The following is a 24,475-nucleotide window of genomic DNA, read 5'->3' on the forward strand; positions in this document are numbered from 1 at the left end:
TTATATATTGTCGAAACATTACGATAATATATATGGGGTCGTGAAATCAAAGATTCTTTAGATGGCAGTTAAACCATGGTTTTCTTGCCGCCTCTTTCATTTTAGGGCTTTATCGTGCTTACTCATGCGCCCATTTATGGAAGGTGGGGCGGGACACGCCCAGCTTTTCTGCAGCTTCCCGCTCGGAAATCTGCCCGTTTGCCCATGCCTCCCGCACCATCGCAAAAGCCGCAGGTTTCTTCACTGGCCGTCTGCCCAGCCGGACACCGCGCAGCCTTGCCGCGGCCAGCCCTTCCATGGTTCGCTGGTGATTCATATTGCGCTCAGTTTCAGCCACATAGGAAAATACTTGAATGACCAGATTGGAGATAAGTTTTGCCGTCAGGTCATCCCCATATTTGTTTCGCGTATCAAGCAGCGGAAGGTCGATAACCACAATGGCTGCTTCTTTCTCCTTGGTGATGATATCCAGCTGTTGGGTCATCTCGTCGTAGTTACGCCCCAGCCTGTCCAAACTCTTCACCACCAAGGTGTCACCAGGTTTGAGCTGTTCCATCATCTCGATATAGGCAGGGCGTTCGAAGTTTTTCCCGCTTTGCCTATCTACAAAGACGCACTCCTTCGGAATGCCGAAATCTTCCATTGCCAGCCACTGGCGATCATCGCGCTGGGAAATAGTGGATACTCGGATGTAGCCATAAATCTTGTTGTTCATTTGGATTCCTCCTCTCCAATTATAAAAAACAAATTTACTTTGATTTTAGAGGGAATGCTTCCGTTTTTTGGACAATAACGATACACCTAAAAGCCCATCGGTGTTTCTTACCGATGGGCTTTTAGGTGTATCTATAAAGGAACTCATACTCATCTAAGCAGGAAGTATCTCTTCCCCTCAATGCGCAGCAGGCCTTCATCCTGCATGGCACCGAGCTCGCGAGACAGGGCACTGCGGTTGACGCCAAGGAATTCTGCCATAGCTGTCGTCGTCAGGTTGACAGCTACCGCGCCATCTGTCTGGCGCGGCATCTCGCCTAGGAATATCCCGATGCGGTCGCGCAGTTTCTTCTGGCTCAAGATCCGCACCTTGCGGTTTTGATAGACGTTCTGCTGGGCCAGGCCACGAATCAAATTCAGTGCGAGCTGATACGGTATTACCGTACTTTCGCCTTGCGGCTGCTGCAGGATAGAAAGGTCAACGAAGATGACCAGACTGTCTGCCAAAGCCTCAAGTTGTATCGGGCTGTGCGCCGGCTGCACGCAGCCCAGAGCCTCACCGAAGAATTCCCCGGCGCCAAAGCGGCTGACCGCGATCTTCGCATCATTTTCATTGAGGAAGGCTCCTTCGATACGCCCCATCACCACGATTCCCGCATAACGGAACGGCTCATCCAGTCGTTGGAATATCTCATGCTTACCCAGACGCTGCCATCTTCCCTTCAGGAAATGCAACGTCTTTTCGTATTCTGCCGCAGGTATCCCCGCCAGCAGGGGACAGCTCGCCAAAACCTGCTCATACTTCCTGCATAGATTTTCTTTCCCCATCATACGCACAGCCTCCGTTTCCTATTTTGGTTTTATTCTAGCATACACCAGCAGTCTGGCATATCCAGAAAATCACAATCTGTTGCCATGACAACAGACCCGTCAGCCGCCAGCCGCTACAATAAGACCAGAAAAACGACAAACCAAGGAGGCTATCTCATGTATCTTGAAATCTTGAAAGACCACCATGCCAGCATCTATGAATACATCCGCACCATCAACAGCTGCCATTCCGACCTGCAAGTCGGGCAGCAGGCCGATGACATCGCCAAAGCCTTGGCACGGCTGGCAGGGCTTATCTCCATCCATCTTGCCGCTGAGGATAAATTCCTTTACCCCAGCCTCAGCCAGAGTCCCGACGACACCATCCGGCAGATGGCTGTACGCTTTGAGCAGGATATGGGCGGACTGGCCGCAACCTTCACGGCCTATAAGGAAGCATTCATGACGCCGTCAAAGATCAAGGCCGATATCCCCAAATTCCGCCAGGAAACCCAGCGGGTCATCGGCGCCTTGCTGGAACGGCTGCAGCGCGAAGACAAAGAGCTCTACCCCCTCGTCGCGGAATGACAGCAGGAACGAAAACCGGCCCCGCCTTATGTACCATAAGGCGGGGCCGGTTCTGTCTGCCATTGCTATCCTCAGAAATGACAATCTTTATGCGATTTGGTAGACGCGTGCATCACAATACGTCTTCCAGTAACGTACAGCATCAACATAAGACAGTACATAGCGATTTTCCACATCGCTGCGCGTGAGTTTTATATCGTAGCAGCACTTGGCAAATGCGATAGGCTCACGATGGGCGGCTTCGCGGATGATTTCCTGCAGCGTATCCTCGACAAACGCCGTCCGCGATTTCCAGGCTGCTTTCTCCTTGAGATTATATCGTCCCGTCTTGAATTTAAATAACTTATTTGTTGTGTTGTTGACTGCCACAACCATTTACTTCTCCTCCTACGCAACAGTTATATAAACAATCTTTATATTGCTTTTTATTTACATAAATATTTATAGCGTTATTTTACCCCATAAGTCCTAAAGGGTAAATGTATTATAGCACAATTTTTCTACCATTGGTAGTGAATTATTACAATTTACCTTTATTAGGAAAAAATGTTGCCAGCACTTTTTCATCCTGCGGTTTGCCAATATAAGCACCGAGCAGGAAGAACAGCAGCGAAACCGTAATACCGATGGTTATCTGATGCAGTCCTAGGACTTTGAATCCCATGCCCTGCGTCAAGCAATAAGCCAGCGTGCCGCCCCCCATCGACAGGATGGCACCAAGCTTGTTGGCCCGCCGCCAAAACAGTCCGAGCAGCAGCGTCCAGAAGAACGCCGTCTCCAAACCGCCAAAAGCAAACATGTTGATGATCCAGATAAGGCTAGGCGGCGTCAACGCAATGCAGAACACCACAACACCAATCACCGCCGTAGCCGCCATCGACAGTAGCCGAAGCTTGCCTGCGGACGGCTGGATGCCCCGCTTGGCCTTATGATGCAGATAAACATCCTTGATGATGGCCGAAGATGCGACAATCAGCAGCCCCGAAATCGTCGAAATCGAAGCAGCCAACGGGCCGATGATGGCCAGGCCAACCAATGCTGGTGGCATTGCCGTGACAATCGTCTTCGGTATGATATAGTCAACACCGCCATAGCTCTGCAGGCTATCGGTCAGTACACCATGGGCAAGGATACCCGTGAAGTTAATACCGATATTCATGAAACCGACAACCACCGTACCGATAAGCATTGCCCGATGCAAACTCTTCGTATCCTTGTAGCTGATGCCACGCACGACTGACTGAGGCAGGGCAATCGTACAGATACCGACGAGTATCCACTGCGTAAGATACAGGCCCACAGGCATATGCCCCGCTGACAACGGCTCCAGCATCTCCGGATGGTTGGCATGGATATTGGCCATGATATTGCTATAACCGCCACCTGCCTGCAAGACATAGTAGAGCAACAACACGATGCCAATCATCATCATGACTGCACAGCAAGTATCTGTTAGTGCCACCGCACGGAAACCGCCGATACTCGTATAGATGACAACGACTAGGCCAAAAAGCAACAGCCCCATCTCATAACTGTAGCCCGTGACCGTTGCAAACAACTTCGCACCACCGACAAACTGTGCCGTCATTGTCGCACAGAAGAACAGCACGATAATAAAAGCCGCCAGGCTCGCAAGACCATCCGACTGGAAACGCTCACGGATAATATCGACAACCGTCACCGCATCGAACTTGCGCGACAGCAGGGCCACGCGTTTGCCAAAAATTCCCAGCACCAGGAAAATCGCCGTGACCTGCACAACCGCCATATAAATCCAGCCAAAACCGATCTGCCAGGCCATGCCGGGACCGCCGACAAACGAACTTACCGAGCTGTAAGTCGCCACGGTCGTCATCGCAAGAACGAAGCCGCCAAGATCGTGGCTGCCAATGAAATACTGCTGCACAAAATTATGGGCAAAGCCACGGGCTTGCACGCGGCGCACATAGAAGCCGATGCCGACCATCACAGCCATGAAGACCAGCAAGGGCAGCAGTGCTGCCGGATTGCCGTTATTCATCACGGTCAGCCCCCTTCCCTTCCTCAAGCTCCATATCCCGGAACACGAATCTTGTCAGCAGCTTCACCAATACGATGGCAAAGAACCAGACACCGAGGCTCGAGGTCACTGCCCAAAGCGGCAGGCCAAAAAGCTCGCCTTTGACACCAGCGAGCCCAAAGCCGGCAAAGATCCAGAACACAATAAGAACCAGCAGAGCTGCCCCGGTCCATCCGGCTTCGCGGCATATCTGCTGGTATTTTTCAAATTCAGACATATAAAAATCCCCTTTCTGTACAGTCGCACCATCCTGTGCGTACCGTCGTACCAAATAGTGTACCGCAGAAAGAGGATTTTATCAATCTTATTTGATGGAGTTGAGACGATCAGCCAACGTCTGCGCCGCTTCATCGTCTGCGGTGCAGGTCAGGATGGGCTGTGCCCCCATCATGACCGTATTGCCATTCGCCGTGACGCCAGCTTTGTTATGGCCGTTATGATAGGCGGCTGCCAGATTGCCCATGACGAAATACGAACGCTCCTTGGTGCTCATGCCGCCAGCCGGTGCCGGCGTGACGAATTTCTTGCCATTGACATAGACCACGCCGTCCTTATCCGTGACATGCTTGCCGCTGTAAGCCGTCAGCTTCTTCGCGTAATTGTCGCGGCGGGCAGCATGGTTCGGATGGTCAGACGGGTTGAACCAGAGAGCTGCACCGCTCTGGCTGTTATTGCCGAGCTTGTCGATGACGCGCTGCCAGATAGCAGCACAGGCCCCTGGATTGTAATTGGAATGCGTCATGTATTCCCAGGAAAGGTTGTCCGCCTCCCACTCGTTGCTCTTAGTCGCATGTACGACGCCATTCTTGAGCGCCATCCCCGCTACCATATCGGTAAGGTCCGTTCCCCCAGCCACCGATGAGGCCACAGATGCCAACAGCTGCTTGTCCAACGTCTTCACCATGCCATTCGCTGCATGGGATTTCTGCCCATGGCCCATCTCGTGGCCGACAATGACAGCCAGCTCATCATCACAGGAAATGTAGTCGAAGGCACCATGATTGACACTCATGACATGCCCTAAACCACAGAAGGCGTTGAACGAGTCGTCCGGATTCAGGTAATAATAGTAGGGATGCTTGTCGATCGAGGCATCCACCGCGCGGACTGCAGCCGTCATATTCTGCATCATATTTTCCAGACGCCAGTTCAGATTCTCATTATAGTCAACGCCGGTCTTGTTGCGCCAATCGTTATACATCACCTGCCGTCCATTTGGGTCGTTGTCCAGATAATCCGTCTGCTGCTTGATCTGCGAACGCAGCTGCGCATATTTCACCCCCGTCACGACGATGCTGCCGATATCGTTGATATTGCTGAGCGAAAAAGCCTCTGCCGTTGCCGGCGGAGCGATTGCCAGCTCACCACCCACCAAAGAAGCACTGAGCAGCATAGCAGCGGCAGCTTTGCGCGATATTTTTTTGAATTCCACTAAAAATCCCTCCAAATCAACCAAGAATTGTTATCATCCTCCTCGATTATACTTATATAGACTGACTATTTCAACCATAATCAGATAATTCTCACAAAACTTTAACCATGATAAAAGCCTCCCTTAATTTTATCAGCAAAATCAAAGGAGGCTGTTCGTTATTTATATCAGTCTACCGCCTGGAAAGCCTGATCGAGATCATAGATGATATCGTCAATATGCTCCGTACCGATGGACAGGCGGACAGTCGCCGGCGTGATGCCCGAAGCGGCCAGTTCCTGCTCATTCATCTGGCTATGCGTCGTCGATGCCGGATGGATAACGAGGGACTTGACGTCAGCGACGTTGGCCAACAGGCTGAATACCTTCAGATGATCGACAAACTTCTTGGCTTCTGCCGCACCGCCAGCAATCTCGAAGGTAAAGATGGAGATACCGCCATTCGGGAAGTATTTCTTGTAAAGCTCATGATCCGGATGGTCGGCTACTGCCGGATGGTTGACCTTGGCGACCTTCGGATTCTTCGCCAGATAGTCGACAACCTTGAGTGCGTTCTCCACATGGCGCTCGACGCGCAGCGACAGGGTCTCTGTCCCCTGCAGCAGCAGGAAGGCGTTGAACGGCGAGATAGCCGCTCCCTCATCGCGCAGGATCAAGGCACGGATATAGGTGACAAAGGCCACCGGGCCCAGCGCTTCGTAGAAGCTTACGCCATGGTAGCTCTCATTCGGCTCGACAAGCTGCGGGAACTTGCCCGAAGCCTTCCAGTCGAACTTGCCGCTCTCGACGATGACACCGCCCAGCGTCGTGCCATGACCGCCGATGAATTTCGTCGCCGAATGGACGACGATATCTGCCCCATACTCGAACGGACGCAACTGATACGGCGTCGCAAAGGTGCTGTCAACAACCAGCGGCAGACCATGCTTATGAGCGATAGCCGCTACCGCCTCGATATCGATGAGGTTGGCATTCGGATTGCCGATGGACTCGATGTAGACAGCGCGGGTATTTTCCTGGATTGCATCCTCGAATACCTGCACACCCTGCGTCGGGTCAACAAAGGTCGTCTCCACGCCATGGCTAGGGAAGGTATGGGCAAAGAGATTATAGGTACCACCATAGATCGTCGTCGCAGCCACGATATGCTGGCCATGGTGCACGAGAGCCTCCAGGGCATAGGTCACAGCAGCGGCACCCGAGGCTACCGCCAGAGCCGCCGAGCCGCCCTCCAGCGCTGCAATGCGCTTCTCGAATACATCTTCCGTCGGGTTCGTCAGACGGCCATAGATATTGCCGCCTTTCTTCAGAGCGAAGCGGTCAGCAGCATCCTCGCAGTCGCTGAACACATAAGACGTCGTCTGATAGATGGGAACGGCACGGGCATCGGTGGCTGGATCAGCCTGCTCCTGACCGACATGGAGCTGCAGGGTCTCAAATCTGTATTTTCTCTCTTCACTCATGGCGATTACCTCTTTTCGTAAGCTATGTGTTTTTGTAAACATATCTGATTAATATGTTTACATTATATCTGTAACATTGTTAAGTGTCAATACTTTTTGTAAAAAAAAAACAGGCTTTTGGCCATTTCTTGCCAAAGCCTGTCTACTCTCATTTTATATTCGTTTTCCAACTCCAGACGCGGTCATGGACTGCAGCCTCGCGCAGGGCATCATCCATAGCTTCCGCCACCAGCCGTGTCACCTCGCCGGAGGGCATGTATTCGTCATCATAGCGGCGCGATCCCTCCTTCTTGAAGACCTCGTCTTTCTTGCGGTCATAGCCGACAATCTGCACCGCCGCGTAGCTGTGGAGTATCTGCCCGCGCCGCCAGTTCCAGCTCATATAGGTATACTGCTCATACCCAGTGACCACCGGCACGACCACGAGGTCAGCCTGCAGCTTTGCGGCCAGCGGCTTCACGATATCCTTCAGCCGCGGCTTGCCGCCGACCTCATCGGCCGTCTCTGCCAATGCCGCCAGGCACTGCCGCTCCGGAATGAATTCCACAGCCTTGAGCGTCTCGTTGAGCGGCACATGCAGGCTGCGGTCTACCTGCCGCTCCAGGCCGTCAATCACCTGCTGCGACGGCTGATAGCAGCTCTGTACCCGCAGCGGCAGCTGCGCGACCCGCAAGGGAACCCGCTCGGCCGCACTTGCGGCCGCAGTCAGGAACAACATGACAAGAAATGCCAGCAATGCAATACGGCGCATGCTTTCTCCTCCCTTCATCGAATCAATGGATCGCCTTTTTCTTGAACCGTCCGCCGATGATGTCGTGGACGGCGTTGATGGTGACGAATGCGTTCTCCTCCTTCTCCAGCACGATTTCCTTGAGCTTGTCGACCTCCAGGCGCGTGACGACACAGTAAAGCACTTCCTTGCTCTCCCCCGTATAGCCGCCAGCACCATGCAGCAGCGTCACACCGCGGCCCAGGCGATCATTGAGTGCCGACGTGATCTCATCATGCTCATTCGTCACGATCATGACGGCATACGACTCATCGAGGCCCTTGATGACCACATCGATCATCTTCGAGATGACGAAGTAGGCCACGAGGGAATACATCGCCTTGTCCCAGCCATAGAGCAGGCCCGCGCTCGACAGGATGAAGAGATTGATGAACATGACGACCTCGCCGACCGAGAACACCGACTTCTTATCCATGATGATGGCGACGATCTCCGTGCCATCGAGACTGCCGCCCGCACGGATGATCAGCCCGACGCCCAGACCGTCGATGATGCCGCCAAAGATGGCCGCGAGGAACGGGTCGTCAGTGACCTGCGGAAAGGGCGAAAACACCGCAGACCATACAGCCAGGAAACAGATGGCGACCAGGGTCGCAATGGCAAAATTCTGTCCGATCTGCTTATAGCCCAGATATAGGAACGGGATGTTGAGCAAAACCAGGAATACACCAAGGGACAAACCCGTCAGCGAGCTCATCATGATCGAGACACCGACGATGCCGCCATCGATGACTTCATTCGGGATCAAAAACAGCTCCAAGCCCACTGCCGCAATGATCGCGCCGAAGAATATCGTCAGGTACTTCTTCACATAAAACGACTTGGGCCGGTGCTGAACAATCTTTTTCTTTTCTTCCATAGGTTCACACTCCCGTCATAGACTTCTACCTATTTATATTATAGCCAATTTCTTGCTTTTCCTGCCATTAATTTTTAATAAAATTCGTGACTTTGGTCAACCATTATCGTTTTGGTCGGTGTTTTTTGCCAGACTATGCTCTTTTATAATTTTTTTTGCTGGGTTTATCGTGCTTTTGATTGACTTTGGCGGACTTTAGTTGTATTATATTAAGAAATAAGGAGTGATAGCCATGCTTACGGAAGAACGTTATGCAACGATTCTCCGCATTCTCGAAGAGAAAAAGGCTGTTACCGTACTGGATCTGACCAAGGCCCTCGATGCCTCGGAATCCACGGTCCGCCGCGACTTAACGGCGCTGCACAAAAGCGGCCGCCTCTACAAAGTCTATGGCGGCGCTACTTCCATCGACAACAATTACAGCTCGTCGGAGGAAGATATGAAGACGAAGCGCGATCTTTACCCTGAGGAAAAGATCGCCATTGCCCGCAAGGCAGCCAGTCTCATCAAGCGCAGGGATTTCGTCTACATCGATGCCGGTTCTACCACCTTGCGCATGATTGACTTCTTGACTGTGAAACCAGTGCCGTGTATGTAACGAACGGCATTTCCCATGCAGCCCGTCTTGCTGCCAAGGGTTTCAAGGTCTTCATCCTCGGCGGTGAAATCAAGGCCGTCACTGAAGCTGTGGTCGGTACAGAGGCACTGAATAATCTGAAAGCTTACAACTTTACGAAAGGATTCTTCGGTACCAACGGTATCAGCACCAAATCCGGTTTTTCTACGCCAGACTCGAGCGAAGGCATCATCAAAGGAGCAGCGCTTTCCCGCTGCAGTCATGCGTTCATCCTGGCCGACCGGTCGAAATTCAATAAAATTTCGCCTATTACCTTTGCTAATATCTCCAGTGCCTCAATCATCACAGGCCAGCTGGAAGATAAGAAGTATCGGGACTACACTACTATCATCGAGGGGGATTTATAACTCATGATTTACACCGTAACATTCAACCCATCGCTGGACTACATCGTCCGCCTGGACAAGTTCACTGCCGGCACTATCAACCGCGTGAACTACGAACAGGTTCTGGCTGGCGGCAAGGGCATCAACGTGTCCATCGTCCTGCAGAACCTCGGCCATGAGAGCACGGCGCTCGGTTTCCTCGCCGGCTTCACGGGCGAAGAGATCAAGAACCAGCTCAAGGACTTCGGCGTCAAGAGCGACTTCGTCCAGCTTGAGAAGGGCTTCTCGCGCATCAACGTCAAGGCCAAGGCTGACTGCGAGACCGAAATCAACGGTCAGGGCCCGGACATCAGCGAAGCCAAGCGCGAAGAGCTTTTCGCACAGCTCGACAAGCTGCAGGAAGGCGACACCCTCGTCCTGGCTGGCTCGATTCCGAAGACCCTGCCGGATGACATCTATCAGAAAATCATGGCCCGCCTTGACGGCAAGGGCATCCGCATCGTTGTCGATGCCGAGAAGAACCTGCTCCTGAACGTCCTGCAGTATCATCCGTTCCTCATCAAGCCGAATAACCACGAGCTCGGTGACATGTTCGGCGTGAAACTCACGACGGATGAGGAAATCATCACCTATGCCAAGAAACTCCAGGAAAAAGGTGCCCAGAACGTGCTGATCTCCATGGCTGGCGACGGTGCCATCCTGCTGACGGCCGAGGGCAAGTCCTACAAATGCCCGGCACCGAAAGGCAAGCTCATCAACTCCGTCGGCGCCGGTGATTCGATGGTAGCTGGCTTCATCACGGGCTTCATGGAATCCAATGGCGACTTCGAGAAAGCCTTCCACATGGGTGTCGCCACCGGCTCGGCTTCCGCCTTCAGCGAAAACCTCGCTACGCGTCCGGAAGTTGAAGCACTGCTGGCCACCATTGCCTAATCATTTGCTAGTATCATAAAATCATTATACATTATTCAAAAAGGAGAGATACCATGCGTATTACTGATTTGCTCAAGAGCGACAGCATCCTGCTGGGTGCGGCTCCGGCTGACAAAGCCGCTGCAATCAATCAGCTCGCTGACCTCATGGAGGCTGGCGGCAACCTGTCCGACAAGGAACAGTACACGAAAGACGTCTTTGCCCGCGAAGCTTCGGGCACGACGGGCCTCGGTGATGGCATTGCCACGCCGCATGCCAAGAGCGCAGGCGTTAAAGCAGCTGGCCTTGCTGCCATGACAGTTCCATCTGGCATGGACTTTGAGTCCATGGATGGCAACCCGAGCCGCTTGTTCTTCATGATTGCTGCACCGGATTCGGCCAATGATGAGCACCTCGCCATCCTGTCGAAGCTCGCTACGATGATCATGGATCCGGACTTCAAAGAGGCTCTGATCGCCGCTAAGACGAAGGAAGAATTCCTCAAGCTCGTTGACGACAAAGAAGACGGCAAGTTCGTCGCTCCGGCTGCTGAAGAAGAGACGGCTGCTCCGGCTGCTGACCACATCCAGGTCCTCGCTGTCACGGCTTGCCCGACGGGTATCGCCCACACGTTCATGGCTGCCGAGAGCCTTGAGCAGCATGCCAAGAAGCGCGGCATCAGCATCAAAGTCGAGACCAACGGCTCCGGCGGTGCCAAGAACGTCCTGACGGATGAAGAGATTGCTGCTGCTGACGGCATCATCGTCGCTGCTGACAAGAACGTCGCTATGGCCCGCTTCGCTGGCAAGCGCGTCGTCATCACGAAGGTTGCTGACGGCATCAACAAAGCCGATGAGCTCCTGGACCGCGCGCTTTCGGGCAATGCCCCGGTATACCAGGCAAACGGCTCCGACGCTGCTGAGGGCGCTGCTGATGTGGAAGGCGAGAGCCTCGGCCGTCAGATCTACAAGCACCTCATGAACGGTGTCAGCCACATGCTGCCTTTCGTTGTCGGCGGTGGTATCCTGATTGCCCTCGCCTTCCTGCTCGATGATTACTCCATCGACCCGAAGAACTTCGGCTCCAACACGCCGGTGGCTAAATTCTTCAAGGATATCGGCGGCGCTGCCTTTGGCTTCATGCTGCCAGTTCTCGCCGGCTTTATCTCCATGTCCATTGCTGACCGCCCGGGTCTGGCTGTCGGTTTCGTCGGCGGTGCTCTGGCTGGCACGACGGGTTCCGGCTTCCTCGGCGCTCTCGTCGCTGGTTTCGTCGGTGGTTATGCTGTGAACTTCCTCAAGAAGGCCTTCAGCTGCCTGCCGGAATCCCTAGACGGCATCAAGCCGGTCCTGCTCTATCCGTTCTTCGGTATCCTGATCATCGGTGTCATCAGCATGTTCGTCATCGCTCCGCCGGTCGGCGCTCTGAACACCTGGATGGTGGACACCCTCAAGAACATGGACCCGAATGCCCGCATCCTGCTCGGTATCGTCATGGGCGGTATGATGGCTGTTGACATGGGTGGCCCGATCAACAAGGCTGCTTATGTAACGGGTACTGGCCTGCTGGCTTCCGGCGAGTTCCACGTCATGGCTGCTGTCATGGCTGGTGGTATGGTTCCGCCGCTCGCCATTGCTCTCTGCACGACGTTCTTCAAGAACCGCTTCACCGAGAGCGAGCGCAAAGCTGGTGTGACGAACTACGTCATGGGCCTTTCCTTCATCACCGAGGGTGCTATCCCGTTCGCAGCTGGTGACCCGCTGCGCGTCATCCCGTCGATGGTTATCGGCTCCGCTACGGCTGGTGCTCTGACCATGGCTTTTGACTGCACGCTGCGTGCACCGCACGGCGGTATCTTCGTCGTTCCGACGATCGGCAACCCGGTCATGTACCTCGTCGCTATCCTCGTCGGCGCTATCGTCGGCTGTGCTATCCTCTCCGTGCTCAAGAAGCCGCTCAAAGGATAATCGCAATAATTCCATACAACAAAAACAGCTCATCGCAAGATGAGCTGTTTTTGTATGTCAGAAGCCCCAAAGCGATTGGAGCTGCATATTCTGGATACTGGCCATCACCGAGGTCTGCAGCGCTGCTGTCAGCGCCTTGCCAAGCTGCTGGGAGGCCTCGGTGCCAATGGCTGGGTTCAGGATACCAGCGTTGTTGAGCTGGTTGAGCCAGGCGATATCCTGGGTGATCTCCGTCAGCGACTGCTGGTTGATGGCCCGCTTCTGCCGCTTATAATAGCTGGCCAGATAGTTCTGCGCATCGTGGCGGTCCGACCAGAAGCTGTCCATCAGGGCGAGCTTGTACTGGGTGATATCGACCTCGTTGAGCGTCTTGTCCCACTCTTCCTGCTCCCGCCGGACCTGCGCCCAGATATCCTTATAGCTTGCCGCAGCCTCGCCGCTGGCACTGTCCTTTTTATCATCCTGCCGCTTCTTATCCTTCTGCATCTCCGCCAGTTTCTGCAGAACCAGCAAGGAATCCATATTCACACCTGCCATGCTGTGCACCTCCCTTTCTCCATATATCGGCGAAAACCGGTGCAAACTTAAAGCCGCTCCTGAAGGAGCGGCTGGCTATTCAAAAATCTTCTTCGTCAAGCTGCATCGGATTGCCGATGAGTTCCCGCGCATAGGGCATGAGCTCGTCAAGCGTCACCGTCTTGAGCACGCCATGCATATTGGCCATGATGATCTCCTGCACGTTGAACTCTGCCAGCAGCTGACAGACTGCACCGTTCGGGATGAACGGCTTTTCCGTATCCGCGATGACAGCAATGCCGTCGAATTCCCGCTTGCCATCAGCGATAGCGCGATACATAGCTACTTCTTCCGCAAAAACCGACAAGCGCGGGATGGCGTTCTCAATGTTGCATCCCGTATAGAATGTGCCATCGCTCGCCAGTACACAGGCACCGATAGCTGCTTTGCTATAAGGCACATACGCATTATCCATCGCCTGCATGGCAACGCGCACCATAGTATCTACGATTTCTGTATTCATTCCAAACCCTCTCCTTCTGACTGGAAAAGCCGTATATTTACTCTTTGGATATTATTCCGCACCGGACGGCGAAAATCCTCTCGCGCGCAAAATAAAATCCTTCAGACGACATCGACGCGGATCACGCCATCGATCTGACGCACAGCATCGACGATCATGACACTCTTGACGCTCTGCTTGTTGAAGATCTCAAAATCGATATACATGCAGCGTTCATCCTTCTCATCGGCCTCGTCCTCATCCGCCTTGACCTTGACGCCACGCACCTTGAGCTGCAGGTCCTCCAGGCAGCGGCTGATGCGCATGAGTTGTCCCGGCCTGTCCACCGTATGGATGGTCAGCGACAGATTCTTCTCATGATCCACCCAGTCATCGAGCCGTGACAGGCTGCCGAGCGTCACAAAAACCAGCGCCGTCGTGATGAGCGCCCCCGAATAGAAGCCGCCGCCGACCGCCAAGCCGACACCAGCCACTACCCATAGGCAAGCTGCCGTCGTGAGTCCTGTGACCGTCAGGCCCTCCTTCATGATGGCACCTGCACCGAGGAAACCAATGCCGCTCACCACCTGTGCTGCCAGACGTGCCGGATCGGCGTTCGTCAAGCCCTCGACCTGCTGGTACATCGCCTGCGACAATACCATGATGAGACAAGCGCCCAAGCAGACCAGCACATTCGTGCGCAGGCCAGCCGACTTGCGGCGCGACTGGCGTTCATAGCCGATGATGCCGCCCAGCACACAGGAAAGGACCAGCCGTAAAAACAATTCGCCCTCTGTCAGCATGCTCTCATCTCCCTATCCGTTAATCGCTATAATATTCGTCATTTATGCTTGAATCTCCTGCTAAGAAATAAGCAAACAGTCTTTCGTTATCCACAAAACAATCCACACCTGTGGATAACAAAAGCGAACACACATAAAACTTTTCAGTTTCCTTCTATAATATATAAGCATCTTGTTCATAATGTTCGTATCCTTATCCCCATTTTCTGTGGATATTGTGGATAAATCCGTGGATAACCCCATATATTAGGTCTTTCTTCCTGCCTTTTTCCATATTTTGTGCTTTTATCCCCCGATTTTACCCCCAAATTCTGTGGATAAGCTTCCCGCCAAAACACAGTTTACAAAACACTGGCAATTCAGCCCCAAAATTAAAATTTACTATAAACATGACAAAATCACCGGCTCTCCCCGCGTTTTTCAGAAAGGAAGCGTAAGATTTCATATATATACGCGCGATATGAAAATTGTAATTGCACAAAGCCGCGTATCTCTTTATAATAGCTATGTAGTGCTTAACACCTGTACGGAACTAAACGAAAAGAAGGTATGACTTTGCAAAAATCCAATATCCCTCCACGGAGGGCACAGAAGAAACGCCGCATCTGGCCTTGGCTTCTTCTGTTTTTTTGTTTTGCCGCTGCCGCCATCGGCGGAGCCCTTTTTGCCAGCAGCAGCCTGCTCGACAAGCCAATCGAACATGCCATCGACGACGGACTGCTGACCGCCAAAGACAAATCCACCATCATGATCATGGGCGTCGACGAGCGCGACGATGATGTCGGCCGCAGTGACACGCTCATGGTTGCTTCGATCGATCCGAAGAAGAACCAGGCCTCGCTGCTTTCTGTCCCACGCGACACCCGCGTGAAAATCAAGGGACATGGCTTTGACAAAGTCAATGCCGCCTATGCCTATGGCAAGGAGCGCCTGACGCAGGATACTGTCGAGAACCTGCTCGGCGTCAATATCGACCACTATGTCATCATCAACACGAAATCCTTCGCCAAGATCATCGATGCCCTCGGCGGCATCGACATCGACGTGCCCAAGCGCATGTACTATGAGGACCCTTGGGACGATGACGGCGGCCTCATCATCGATTTCAGGCCAGGCATGCAGCACATGGACGGTGCCAAGGCAATCACCTATGTGCGTTACCGCGATGAGGAAGGCGACCTCGGCCGCATCCGCCGCCAGCAGGACTTCATCAAGGCTTGCCTTGACAAGATGGTCTCGCCGGCCATCATCCCGAAGCTCCCGACCATCATCCGCGAGGTCATGGACTCCATCCAGACCGACCTGAGCTTCCGCCAGCTGCTCGAATTCGCCGGCACGCTCAAGGAATCGAAGCAAAACGGTCTCAAGACCGATATGGTCCCGGGCCGCCCGCTCTATATCGACGGCATCAGTTACTGGATCCCTGACCTCACGCAGCTGCGTTCCACGGTCGCCGATACCCTTGATGTCACGATGAGCGCCAAGGTCCGCCACCGTCTGGAGCAGGATGCCCGCGAATACGAGAACTCCATTCCGGCGAATGCCAGCGAAGTTCCCGCCAGCGATACCTCCATCGGCCGCAGCACAGAAAGCACCAAGAAACACAAAGCTGCTGACAGCACGGCCAAGAAGCGCAGCGAGCAGCGTGAAGACAATGCCGAGGAGAAGAAGCGCAGCAAATCCTCTGCCAGCGACAATCGTTCGGGCCGCGACGCGGCGGACAATGACACTGGCTCCAGCCGCGAAAGCACCCCGGCAGCTCCGGATCGTTCCGTACCTAGCCGCTCCGCAGCGCCAGCAAAAACGCAATAGCATATCCCAAGAGGCTGATACCAGCAACCACGCTGGCGTCAGCCTCTTTCTTCTGCTACGAAATAGCCAAAAACTATGGCGATATGAATATTCTGTATTGGTAATTATCCTGCATTCGTCTATAATGTATTCTAGCTGTATGATTACACTTTTACGAAAATATTACCAAAATATATTTATAAAATGTAACATTTCTTACGTAACAGTATTGGGAAAGGAAGTCATCACCATGAGTAATGTAAATGCTGCGGCTTTAGCCTTACATAAGCAAGCACAGGGAAAGATTGCCGTCACGAGCAAGGTTCCCCTGGAGAACGCCGACGACCTCACACTTGCCTATTCTCCCGGCGTTGCCGCCCCCTGTCTCGAAATCAAGGACGATCCAAAGAAGATCTACGATTACACATCCAAGGGCAATATGGTAGCCGTCGTGACCAACGGCTCGGCCGTCCTCGGCCTTGGCAATATCGGTGCGGGTGCCGGCCTGCCGGTCATGGAGGGCAAGGCCATCCTGTTCAAAGGTTTTGCCGGCGTGGACGCCGTCCCCATCTGTCTCGATACCCAGGATCCCTTCGAGGTCATCAAGGCTGTCGAGCTCATGGCACCGACCTTTGGCGGCATCAATCTGGAAGACATCAAGGCCCCGCAGTGCTTCGACATCGAAAAAGCCCTGCGGAAGAGCCTTGACATCCCCGTATTCCACGACGACCAGCACGGCACGGCCATCGTCGTTGTCTCGGCCCTCATCAATGCCTTCAAGCTCACGGGCAAGACCTTTGCCGATGCCAAATTCGTCGTCAATGGCGCAGGTGCTGCCGGACAGGCCATCACGCGTCTCCTGTACAGTGCTGGTGGCCGCAATATCATCCTCTGCGACTCCCGCGGTGCCATCTACACCGGCCGTCCGAACGGCATGAATCCATATAAGGAGGATATCGCCAAGATCACCAACCCGCAGAACGAAGCCGGCCCCCTCGAATCGGTCATCCGCAAGGCCGATGTGTTCATCGGCGTCTCGGTCGCTGGCTGCGTCACGCAGGATATGGTACGCACGATGAACCCCAATGCCATCGTCATGGGCATGGCCAACCCCGAACCGGAAATCCTGCCCCAGCTGGCCAAGGAGGCTGGCGCCCGCATCGTCTGCACCGGCCGCAGCGACTACCCGAACCAGGTCAACAACCTCCTGGCCTTCCCGGGCATCTTCCGCGGCGCCCTCGACGTCCGCGCCAGCGAGATCAACGAAGCCATGAAAGTCGCCGCTGCCAAGGCGATTGCCGACCTCATCAAGCCGGAGGAGCTCGACGAAGACCACGTCATCACGAGCCCGTTCAATCCCGAGGTCGCACCGGCAGTTGCCGCCGCCGTAGCCCATGCTGCCCGCCAAACCGGCGTCGCCCGCAACCGGGAAATGACCCCCGCTATGGTTGCTGCGCACACGCGCCAGCTGCTGGCTCAATAAGCAAATAATACCAAAGCAAAAAAGGCGTATGCCTGGAGCAACCGCTCCGGCCTACGCCTTTTCTCTGCTTTTCAACCGAAATCAAATCTTGAACTTGCCTACTGCCTCCTGCATCTTGCTAGCCAGCGTCGACAAAGCCTGCGATGCCGCAGCAATTTCCTCATTCGATGCCGACTGCTGTTCCGTTGCAGCCGAAATCGTCTGCGTGCTGTTCGAAGTCTTATTGCTAACACTATCAATAGCATCCACTGCCGTGACAATCTGCTCTGCACCGGCCGAAACTTTGCTGACCGCATCGTTGATCTGTTCCATCTGTTTATTGATATCATCGACTTTCGTCATGATATCCTCAAACTGCTCGCCGACATCACGGATAGCTTTCGTTCCCTGTGTCACTTCATTCGTGCCATTCTGCATAGACTCAACTGCCTGCGCCGTATCCTGCTGGATCGAACTGATACGTGCCTTAATCTGCTCAGCCGACTCCTGCGATTCAGCCGCCAGCTTCCTTACCTCTTCGGCCACGACAGCAAAACCGCGGCCCTGCTCACCAGCGCGAGCCGCCTCAATCGCTGCATTGAGCGACAAGAGATTCGTCTGCTGGGCAATTGAGGAAATCGCTTCGACAATCTGGCCAATCTGCTGCGAATTCTCGCCCAACGCCTTGACCACAGCAGCCGACTCCAGAACACTCTTCTCGATAGAGCCCATCTTGCGGATGGCTTCTTCCATAAGGTCAGCTCCACGTTTTGCCGCTTCTGCTGTATGCGTGGAAGCTACCGTTACCTGCACGGCCTTTTCCGACATGATGTCGATATCGTGGTAAACGCCATCCACGCTTTCTTTTGCCTTTTCCACTTCGCCAAGCTGCTGATTTACCTGTGTGCTGACATCGCCTACGGTTTCAGCGACATGCACGGCGGTATCTGCCGACTGCTGGGCATTAGCCGTCAGCTCCTCCGAGGATGCTGCCACCTGCTCTGCCGTCGAAGCCATCTGCGAGATTAATTCATGCAGATTCTCTTTCATCGTATTGAAGGCGCCGGTAAGCGAGCCAATCTCGTCACTCGTTTCCACGGGCAGCGGCTTGAGCCCGAGATTTCCCTTAGCCATCTCAGCTGCATGTGCCTCAAGAGCCACCAGCGGGCGCGTAATACGGCCAGCGAACTGGAAGCATACGCCTAGTACCAGGATAAGTCCGACCACCGTCAGGATGGCATATACCGTCTTGAGTGTCGTAACCGAAGCAAATACATAGCTATAAGGAACACTCATGGCCAGCAGCCAGCCCGTGCTTGGCACCACCGTATATCCGCAAATCATCTTGCCATCGCGCGGACTGTCAAAGACGAAGACACCTTTGCCATTTTTCTGCATTTCTTCAAAATGAGTACCAATCCCTGGCAAATCCTGGAACTTGGAGCCAATAGCCTCATCCGTGCCAATGCCCAGAATCATGCCGCTCTTATCTGCTACCGCCGCCATGCCAGCCTCACCATGGTATTTGAGCTTATCGACCTGGGCATCAACTACCGCCAAGTCGATATCCGTGCAAATGTTACCGGCAAACTGTCCATCCTTCTTGAAAGGAGCCACCGCCGAAACTACTAATTTCCCCGTATTCTTGTCTACATACGGGTCCGTAAAGACCATCTTCCCAGCCTTCTTGCCATCATTATACCAAGGCCGGGTACGGGGATCGAGCGTGCCTGTACTCTTATTCTGCGTGCGGTAAGAGGCAAAATAACCATCTTCCATTCCCACGTTGACATCGAGGATTTCCTTATCCGAAGCTCCGATAGCCAGCGAATCGATGCTCTTGGTCCGGGTTTCATCGCCATTGAACTCTGTCAATAAATCAGCCGTATGCTGAGCCGATACTCCCTTAGACTGCAGCCATCCGTCCATCTGCGAAGCAGCATCCCCCATCGTTGCCGTCAATTCCTGTTCTACTGCCTTTTCCAGATTCGTATCCGCCATGTAGAAACCGATGACAGATACTACCGCCAGTAATGCACCGATAACACCAGCCAATACATAGAATTTCTGCCTTATTCCCATAGTTCTCAACCTCTCTTCCTTATCACATATCCAATAACGGACAAAATTTCCCTATGGGCAATACTTCGACAAGCAACCGGAAAATCCTTTTTCACCTGACAGGAAGATTCGTCATTTGATTTGTATAAAAAAATAACAGGTTCCCTTAGGAACCTGCTATTTTTCTGCTCATCTATTCTTATAATCAATCATTCTTCTGATCCATCGTAGCCATCGATGCGACTTTGTCATTTTCTGCCGTACTCATGAGCTTGACGCCCTGCGTATTGCGGCTGATGACTGAGATATCCTCGACATTCGTGCGGATAACGATACCATCCGTCGTTATCAGCATGAGCTCCTGCTCCGGATGGACAACCTTGATGCCGACGACATAGCCGGTCTTATCCGTGACCTTCATGTTGATGAGGCCCTTGCCGCCGCGCGTCTGGCTGCGGTATTCCTCGGTCGGCGTGCGCTTGCCATAGCCGCCCTCGGTGACCGTCAGTACCTCAGCATTGTGCGTGAGGATATCCATGCCGACAACCTCATCGCCCATGCCCAGGCTGATGCCCTTGACGCCGCGGGCCGTACGGCCCATCGCACGGACATCATCCTCCGAGAATGCGATAGCCTTGCCGCCCTTCGTGCCGAGCATCAGATAGCTCTCGCCATCGGTGAACTTGACACCGATAAGGTCATCATCATCATCAAGATTGATAGCAATCAAGCCGACTTTGCGGATGTTGCTGAACTCAGACAAGCTCGTCTTCTTGACAATACCCTTGCGCGTTGCCATGAACAAGAAACGCTCCGGATCGAAGCCCTTGACCTGGATGATGGCCGTGATCTTCTCGCCCTGCTCAAGCTGCAGCAGATTGATAATTGCCGTGCCCTTCGCCTGACGGCTGGCCTCAGCGATCTCATAGGCCTTGAGGTTATATACGCGTCCGCGCGTCGTGAAGAACAGGATGGTGTGGTGCGTCGTCGTGATGAGCATGTTCTCGACGAAGTCCTCTTCCTTCGTTCCCATTCCCTTGACGCCCTTGCCACCGCGGTTCTGGCGGCGATAGGTATCGAGCGGGATGCGTTTGATGTAGTTGTTATGCGTGAGCGTGATGACGACATCTTCCTCAGCGATGAGGTCTTCGACATCGATCTCCGACGTATCAATCGTGAGTTTCGTGCGGCGCTCGTCGCCGTATTTCTCTTTGACAGCCGTGAGCTCATCCTTGATGATGCCCAGGATACGCTGCTCGTCTGCGAGGATCGCCTTGTACTCCTCGATAGCTTTCAAGACTTCCTGATACTCCTCCTGGATCTTGTCGCGCTCGAGACCGGTCAGGCGCTGCAAGCGCAGGTCAAGGATGGCCTGAGCCTGTTTCTCGCTGAGCTTGAAGCCCGACATCAGAGCCTCGCGGGCGATATCCGCCGTGCGGCTCTCGCGGATGGTCGTGATGACCGCATCGAGATGATCGAGGGCAATCGTCAAGCCTTCGAGGATATGTGCACGGGCCTCAGCCTTAGCCAGCTCGTATTTCGTCCGGCGGGTGATTACATCTTCCTGATGCTTGATGTAATAGTGCAGAACCTGCTTGAGGTTCAAGACCTGTGGCTTGCCGTCGACAAGTGCCAGCATGATGACACCGAAGCTCTCCTGCAGCTGCGTGTGCTTGTAGAGCTGATTCAGGATGACATTCGGGTTGGAGTCCTTGCGCAGGTCGACGACCACACGCATACCATTGCGGTCAGACTCATCGCGCAGGTCAGTGATGCCCTCAATCTGCTTGTCGCGGACGAGCTGGGCGATCTTCTCGACCAGACGCGCCTTGTTAACCTGATACGGCAGCTCCGTCACGATGATGCGCGGCTTGCCATTCGACATCGTCTCGATATGCGCATTGGCACGCATCTTGATGATGCCGCGGCCCGTCGTGTACGCCTGGCGGATACCCTCTTTGCCGAGGATAAGGCCAGCCGTCGGGAAATCCGGTCCCTTGATGACCGTCATGAGCTCATCGACAGTCGCATCCGGATTATCGATGAGCATCAGCGTGCCATCAATGACCTCACTCATGTTGTGCGGCGGGATATTCGTCGCCATGCCGACGGCGATGCCCGAAGTACCATTCACGAGAAGCTGCGGGAACTTCGCCGGCAGCACCGACGGCTCCTTCATCGACTCATCGTAGTTCGGCACGAACTCCACCGTGTCCTTGTCGATATCCTGCAGCATGAGCTCGGAAATCTTCGACATACGGACCTCGGTATAACGCATTGCTGCCGCCGGGTCGCCATCGACCGAACCGAAGTTGCCGTGGCCGTCAGCGAGCATATAGCGCATCGAGAAATCCTGTGCCATACGCACGATGGCATCATAGACCGAGGAATCACCATGCGGGTGATATTTACCGAGAACTTCGCCGACGATACGCGCCGACTTCTTGTACGGTTTATTGGAACCCATGCCGGCTTCCTGCATCGCATAAAGGATGCGGCGATGTACCGGCTTCAGGCCGTCACGGACATCTGGCAAAGCACGCGCGACGATGACGCTCATCGCATAGTCGATGTAGCAGTTTTTCATCTCGTGTTCCAGATTGACCGGGACTATCTTTCCCTGACCAAAATCCACAATCTCACCTCAAAACAAATTCTTAGCTTACAAAGTAAAAGCCTTCCCCTCTGAGGAAGGCTTAAAAAAGACTTTTCAGTAACTTATATTTTACCATAAAAAGGCCGGAAATCCAAACAAATACTCCCAATCCCCATGGATTTTACGCCTTTTGCCCGATGATCTGGTCATAAATATAGCCCTCGCGCACCCCCGAATCGCTGTAAGTGATGACGCCGCTCTTGAAGCGGCGCGCCAGCACATCGGCAATGATGAGCCCAGGGATGATGGTATGCATGCGCTCCGGTACAGCCCGCATCAGCATGATGGCCATGTCCTGCGTCATCTCCTGCTCACTCGTGAACATCCCGATGATGGACTTCAGGCGTTTCGTCTCCATGCGCGTATTGGCCGCCGGCTGATTGAACATGATGTTATAGAGAGCCGAGGCGCCCTTGAACGTACCGCCGATACCGGCGATCTCCGCTTCGTTGACATAGGCAAAATCCTTAGCCGCCTGGATCGTCGCCTCAGCTTCCGCCCGCATGGCCATGCACTCGCTGAGCGACGGCAGGAGCTTGCTCACATACTTCGTGCGGAAGGCCAGCGACCCCAGCGGCAAGCTAGTCTTATACTGTATCTGCCGCTCGCGATACGTCACGATCTCCGTGCTGCCACCACCGATATCGATGAGCAGCCCCGATGACGTCTGCAGATTATGCGTCGCCCCGATGAAATCAAACGTCGCCTCCTCATCGCCCGTTATGACCCGTATGGCAAGGCCTGTCCGCCGCTCGATCTCTCCTACGGCCGCCCGGCTGTTCTTGGCATTGCGCAGCGCAGCCGTCGTGAAGGCCGTCACCTGCGTGATGCGGAATGTCGCCAGGAAATCTTTGAACTCCCCGAGGATCTCCACCGCCTTATCGATGCCCTGCTGCTGCATCACACCATCGCGCAGATAGGCGGCCAGCCCCACCGTATGTTTTTTCTTCAGCAGCATCTCGATGTGGCTGCCCTCTATCAGATAGATGGCCATGCGCACCGTATTCGAACCGATATCTATGATTCCATGAAGCATATCGTCACTCCCGCCAGGATTTATTTCAACGTTTGAGGCCATTGCCCGTAAGAGGTACGACCACGCGGTAATTGTCCGGCTTGCCCGACTGGAAGAACTTCTCCGCTCCAGCCAGTGCCGCCGCCGAGGTCATCTCCACATAGATACCGCAATGTGCCAGGTGTTTCTTGGCCCGCAGGATTTCGCAATCCTCAATCGTCACAACATCGCCATTGCTGGCCTTGATAGCCTCGATCATCCAATCCAGCCGCTTCGGCTGCTCAATGCGGATAGCCTCTGCAATCGTCGTCTTCTTCGGCTGCTCCGGCAAGCCATGATAGGCATCATAAAGCGGCGCACACTTACGGCTCTGCACCGCCACGAAATGCGGCAGACGGCCAATCTCCATAAAGCCCAGGAACAAGCCGATCAGCAGCGTGCCGTTGCCCACCGGCACGAAAATATAGTCGGGCACATGGCCGCCGAGCTGCTCATACATCTCCTTGGCAATCGACTTCATGCCCTCAAAGAACAGGGGATTATAGACGTGGGAAGCATAGTATGCATCACCGAGATTCTGCTTGACCGCTGCACAGGCCTTCATGCGGCCATTGGCGACCTTGATGATCTTGGCCCCATAGGCCTCGATCTGCGTCACGAGCTCATTCGACACATCATCGGGCACATATACCGTGCACTCCATCCCTGCTGCTGCCGCATAGGCTGCAATCGCTGCACCGGCATTACCTGCCGAGTCAAGGGCAATCTTCTTGACCCCCAGATGATGGATTTCATTGATCAGCGTATAGGCACCACGATCCTTGAAGGAGCCAGTCGGCAGCAGGTTCTCCAGCTTCAGCAGGAATTCCAGCTTGCCATCCCGGAACGGCAGCAGCGGCGTCTGGAACTCTCCCAGACTGATTTCATGGACTGGCTCATCATCGGCATCTTTATGCAGACGGAACATGCCGCCACATTCACACATATAGGAATGACTATTGAGTGGATACTGTTTCTTGCATTTCTCACAATAAAAGTACATGGATAAGCCCCCTTTTCTATAAGAATATCTTAACATAGGTATTCGGCAAAACTGTACAATTCCCTTTACA

23 protein-coding genes are annotated in these 24,475 nt (G+C 53.9%); 7 read left to right on the forward strand and 16 right to left on the reverse strand.

The genetic code is table 11. From position 1 onward, the window contains the following. Positions 1 to 118: 118 nt before the first annotated feature. Together BM181_RS05525 and BM181_RS05530 are read right to left on the reverse strand one after the other, a co-directional pair. Positions 119 to 715: a recombinase family protein gene (locus tag BM181_RS05525; protein WP_075442809.1), complete on the reverse strand. Its 597-nt coding sequence runs from the start codon at positions 713 to 715 to the stop codon at positions 119 to 121. A gap of 149 nt (positions 716 to 864) precedes the next feature. After that, the gene (locus BM181_RS05530) at positions 865 to 1,545 is read right to left on the reverse strand and encodes a Crp/Fnr family transcriptional regulator (protein WP_143092117.1); all 681 of its coding nucleotides are present in this window, start codon (positions 1,543 to 1,545) and stop codon (positions 865 to 867) included. A gap of 156 nt (positions 1,546 to 1,701) precedes the next feature. Here BM181_RS05530 and BM181_RS05535 point away from each other — a divergent pair, with 156 nt between their 5' ends. Next, positions 1,702 to 2,112, forward strand: coding sequence for a hemerythrin domain-containing protein (locus BM181_RS05535; protein WP_075442810.1), 411 nt, complete (start codon positions 1,702 to 1,704; stop codon positions 2,110 to 2,112). A gap of 87 nt (positions 2,113 to 2,199) precedes the next feature. On the opposite strand, the gene BM181_RS05540 is transcribed toward BM181_RS05535, so the two are convergent. The 7 genes from BM181_RS05540 to BM181_RS05570 all read right to left on the reverse strand — a co-directional run bounded on the left by BM181_RS05540 (position 2,200) and on the right by BM181_RS05570 (position 8,715). Further along, the gene (locus BM181_RS05540) at positions 2,200 to 2,487 is read right to left on the reverse strand and encodes a hypothetical protein (protein ID WP_075442811.1); all 288 of its coding nucleotides are present in this window, start codon (positions 2,485 to 2,487) and stop codon (positions 2,200 to 2,202) included. Positions 2,488 to 2,632: 145 nt separating this feature from the next. Then, positions 2,633 to 4,132: a sodium/pantothenate symporter gene (gene panF / locus BM181_RS05545; protein ID WP_075442812.1), complete on the reverse strand. Its 1,500-nt coding sequence runs from the start codon at positions 4,130 to 4,132 to the stop codon at positions 2,633 to 2,635. Then, on the reverse strand, positions 4,125 to 4,388 hold the full coding sequence (locus tag BM181_RS05550) for a YhdT family protein (protein WP_075442813.1): 264 nt from the start codon (positions 4,386 to 4,388) through the stop codon (positions 4,125 to 4,127). The genes panF and BM181_RS05550 overlap by 8 nt, the downstream gene beginning before the upstream one ends. Before the next feature lie 87 nt (positions 4,389 to 4,475). Then, entirely contained in the window at positions 4,476 to 5,603 is a 1,128-nt protein-coding gene (locus BM181_RS05555) for a M48 family metallopeptidase (RefSeq protein WP_256211305.1), read from the reverse strand. Between the two features lie 167 nt (positions 5,604 to 5,770). Next, positions 5,771 to 7,066 (reverse strand): O-acetylhomoserine aminocarboxypropyltransferase/cysteine synthase family protein, encoded by a 1,296-nt coding sequence (locus BM181_RS05560; protein WP_075442814.1) that lies wholly within the window; start codon positions 7,064 to 7,066, stop codon positions 5,771 to 5,773. Between the two features lie 148 nt (positions 7,067 to 7,214). Further along, positions 7,215 to 7,817: a hypothetical protein gene (locus tag BM181_RS05565; protein WP_075442815.1), complete on the reverse strand. Its 603-nt coding sequence runs from the start codon at positions 7,815 to 7,817 to the stop codon at positions 7,215 to 7,217. 22 nt (positions 7,818 to 7,839) lie between these two features. Beyond that, a complete protein-coding gene (locus tag BM181_RS05570) occupies positions 7,840 to 8,715 on the reverse strand; it encodes a YitT family protein (RefSeq protein ID WP_075442816.1) in 876 nt (291 codons plus the stop codon). Between the two features lie 232 nt (positions 8,716 to 8,947). On the opposite strand from BM181_RS05570, the gene BM181_RS15525 reads away from it, so the two are divergent. The 4 genes from BM181_RS15525 to BM181_RS05585 are packed head-to-tail and all read left to right on the forward strand — an operon-like array spanning position 8,948 to position 12,557. After that, complete coding sequence (locus tag BM181_RS15525; RefSeq protein ID WP_256211306.1) at positions 8,948 to 9,313, forward strand: DeoR/GlpR family DNA-binding transcription regulator; 366 nt, start codon at positions 8,948 to 8,950, stop codon at positions 9,311 to 9,313. Beyond that, on the forward strand, positions 9,304 to 9,699 hold the full coding sequence (locus tag BM181_RS15530) for a DeoR/GlpR family DNA-binding transcription regulator (RefSeq protein ID WP_256211307.1): 396 nt from the start codon (positions 9,304 to 9,306) through the stop codon (positions 9,697 to 9,699). Before BM181_RS15525 ends, BM181_RS15530 begins: the two co-directional genes overlap by 10 nt. Positions 9,700 to 9,702: 3 nt before the next feature. Next, positions 9,703 to 10,611, forward strand: coding sequence for a 1-phosphofructokinase (gene pfkB / locus BM181_RS05580; protein WP_075442817.1), 909 nt, complete (start codon positions 9,703 to 9,705; stop codon positions 10,609 to 10,611). Positions 10,612 to 10,664: 53 nt separating this feature from the next. After that, the gene (locus BM181_RS05585) at positions 10,665 to 12,557 is read left to right on the forward strand and encodes a PTS fructose transporter subunit IIABC (RefSeq protein ID WP_075442818.1); all 1,893 of its coding nucleotides are present in this window, start codon (positions 10,665 to 10,667) and stop codon (positions 12,555 to 12,557) included. Positions 12,558 to 12,614: 57 nt separating this feature from the next. Here BM181_RS05585 and BM181_RS05590 read toward each other — a convergent pair whose 3' ends face one another. The 3 genes from BM181_RS05590 to BM181_RS05600 all read right to left on the reverse strand — a co-directional run bounded on the left by BM181_RS05590 (position 12,615) and on the right by BM181_RS05600 (position 14,378). After that, positions 12,615 to 13,094 carry a hypothetical protein gene (locus tag BM181_RS05590; RefSeq protein WP_075442819.1) on the reverse strand — a complete coding sequence of 160 codons (480 nt, stop codon included), beginning with the start codon at positions 13,092 to 13,094 and terminating at the stop codon, positions 12,615 to 12,617. A 79-nt stretch (positions 13,095 to 13,173) separates the two neighbouring features. Next, positions 13,174 to 13,596, reverse strand: coding sequence for a cytidine deaminase (locus tag BM181_RS05595; RefSeq protein WP_075442820.1), 423 nt, complete (start codon positions 13,594 to 13,596; stop codon positions 13,174 to 13,176). 101 nt (positions 13,597 to 13,697) lie between these two features. Beyond that, complete coding sequence (locus tag BM181_RS05600; RefSeq protein WP_173372145.1) at positions 13,698 to 14,378, reverse strand: MgtC/SapB family protein; 681 nt, start codon at positions 14,376 to 14,378, stop codon at positions 13,698 to 13,700. Between the two features lie 549 nt (positions 14,379 to 14,927). Here BM181_RS05600 and BM181_RS05605 point away from each other — a divergent pair. Continuing rightward, complete coding sequence (locus BM181_RS05605; RefSeq protein ID WP_075442821.1) at positions 14,928 to 16,190, forward strand: LCP family protein; 1,263 nt, start codon at positions 14,928 to 14,930, stop codon at positions 16,188 to 16,190. Positions 16,191 to 16,419: 229 nt separating this feature from the next. Further along, on the forward strand, positions 16,420 to 17,652 hold the full coding sequence (locus BM181_RS05610; protein ID WP_075442822.1) for an NAD(P)-dependent malic enzyme: 1,233 nt from the start codon (positions 16,420 to 16,422) through the stop codon (positions 17,650 to 17,652). 81 nt (positions 17,653 to 17,733) lie between these two features. On the opposite strand, the gene BM181_RS05615 is transcribed toward BM181_RS05610, so the two are convergent. The 4 genes from BM181_RS05615 to BM181_RS05630 form a co-directional block, all read right to left on the reverse strand. Next, positions 17,734 to 19,713, reverse strand: a complete 1,980-nt coding sequence (locus BM181_RS05615) for a methyl-accepting chemotaxis protein (RefSeq protein WP_075442823.1) — start codon at positions 19,711 to 19,713, stop codon at positions 17,734 to 17,736. Between the two features lie 184 nt (positions 19,714 to 19,897). After that, the gene (gyrA, locus tag BM181_RS05620) at positions 19,898 to 22,327 is read right to left on the reverse strand and encodes a DNA gyrase subunit A (protein WP_075442824.1); all 2,430 of its coding nucleotides are present in this window, start codon (positions 22,325 to 22,327) and stop codon (positions 19,898 to 19,900) included. A gap of 142 nt (positions 22,328 to 22,469) precedes the next feature. Beyond that, positions 22,470 to 23,384: a Ppx/GppA phosphatase family protein gene (locus BM181_RS05625; RefSeq protein WP_075442825.1), complete on the reverse strand. Its 915-nt coding sequence runs from the start codon at positions 23,382 to 23,384 to the stop codon at positions 22,470 to 22,472. 25 nt (positions 23,385 to 23,409) lie between these two features. Then, complete coding sequence (locus BM181_RS05630) at positions 23,410 to 24,405, reverse strand: pyridoxal-phosphate dependent enzyme (protein ID WP_075442826.1); 996 nt, start codon at positions 24,403 to 24,405, stop codon at positions 23,410 to 23,412. Positions 24,406 to 24,475 lie beyond the last annotated feature (70 nt).

The sequence above is a fragment of the Pseudoselenomonas ruminantium genome, from assembly GCF_900113715.1.
Lineage (GTDB): Bacteria > Bacillota > Negativicutes > Selenomonadales > Selenomonadaceae > Selenomonas_A > Selenomonas_A caprae.

Coding starts and splice junctions, on each gene's coding strand:
- BM181_RS05570 (WP_075442816.1), bottom strand. CDS start 8,715: ATGGAAGAAAAGAAAAAGATTGTTCAGCACCGGCCCAAGTCGTTTTAT.
- BM181_RS05550 (WP_075442813.1), bottom strand. CDS start 4,388: ATGTCTGAATTTGAAAAATACCAGCAGATATGCCGCGAAGCCGGATGG.
- BM181_RS05530 (WP_143092117.1), bottom strand. CDS start 1,545: ATGATGGGGAAAGAAAATCTATGCAGGAAGTATGAGCAGGTTTTGGCG.
- panF (WP_075442812.1), bottom strand. CDS start 4,132: ATGAATAACGGCAATCCGGCAGCACTGCTGCCCTTGCTGGTCTTCATG.
- BM181_RS05540 (WP_075442811.1), bottom strand. CDS start 2,487: ATGGTTGTGGCAGTCAACAACACAACAAATAAGTTATTTAAATTCAAG.
- BM181_RS05535 (WP_075442810.1), top strand. CDS start 1,702: ATGTATCTTGAAATCTTGAAAGACCACCATGCCAGCATCTATGAATAC.
- BM181_RS05595 (WP_075442820.1), bottom strand. CDS start 13,596: ATGAATACAGAAATCGTAGATACTATGGTGCGCGTTGCCATGCAGGCG.
- pfkB (WP_075442817.1), top strand. CDS start 9,703: ATGATTTACACCGTAACATTCAACCCATCGCTGGACTACATCGTCCGC.
- BM181_RS05615 (WP_075442823.1), bottom strand. CDS start 19,713: ATGGGAATAAGGCAGAAATTCTATGTATTGGCTGGTGTTATCGGTGCA.
- BM181_RS05605 (WP_075442821.1), top strand. CDS start 14,928: ATGACTTTGCAAAAATCCAATATCCCTCCACGGAGGGCACAGAAGAAA.
- BM181_RS15525 (WP_256211306.1), top strand. CDS start 8,948: ATGCTTACGGAAGAACGTTATGCAACGATTCTCCGCATTCTCGAAGAG.
- BM181_RS05525 (WP_075442809.1), bottom strand. CDS start 715: ATGAACAACAAGATTTATGGCTACATCCGAGTATCCACTATTTCCCAG.
- BM181_RS05625 (WP_075442825.1), bottom strand. CDS start 23,384: ATGCTTCATGGAATCATAGATATCGGTTCGAATACGGTGCGCATGGCC.
- BM181_RS05560 (WP_075442814.1), bottom strand. CDS start 7,066: ATGAGTGAAGAGAGAAAATACAGATTTGAGACCCTGCAGCTCCATGTC.
- BM181_RS05590 (WP_075442819.1), bottom strand. CDS start 13,094: ATGGCAGGTGTGAATATGGATTCCTTGCTGGTTCTGCAGAAACTGGCG.
- BM181_RS05565 (WP_075442815.1), bottom strand. CDS start 7,817: ATGCGCCGTATTGCATTGCTGGCATTTCTTGTCATGTTGTTCCTGACT.
- BM181_RS05610 (WP_075442822.1), top strand. CDS start 16,420: ATGAGTAATGTAAATGCTGCGGCTTTAGCCTTACATAAGCAAGCACAG.
- BM181_RS05630 (WP_075442826.1), bottom strand. CDS start 24,405: ATGTACTTTTATTGTGAGAAATGCAAGAAACAGTATCCACTCAATAGT.
- BM181_RS05585 (WP_075442818.1), top strand. CDS start 10,665: ATGCGTATTACTGATTTGCTCAAGAGCGACAGCATCCTGCTGGGTGCG.
- BM181_RS05600 (WP_173372145.1), bottom strand. CDS start 14,378: ATGCTGACAGAGGGCGAATTGTTTTTACGGCTGGTCCTTTCCTGTGTG.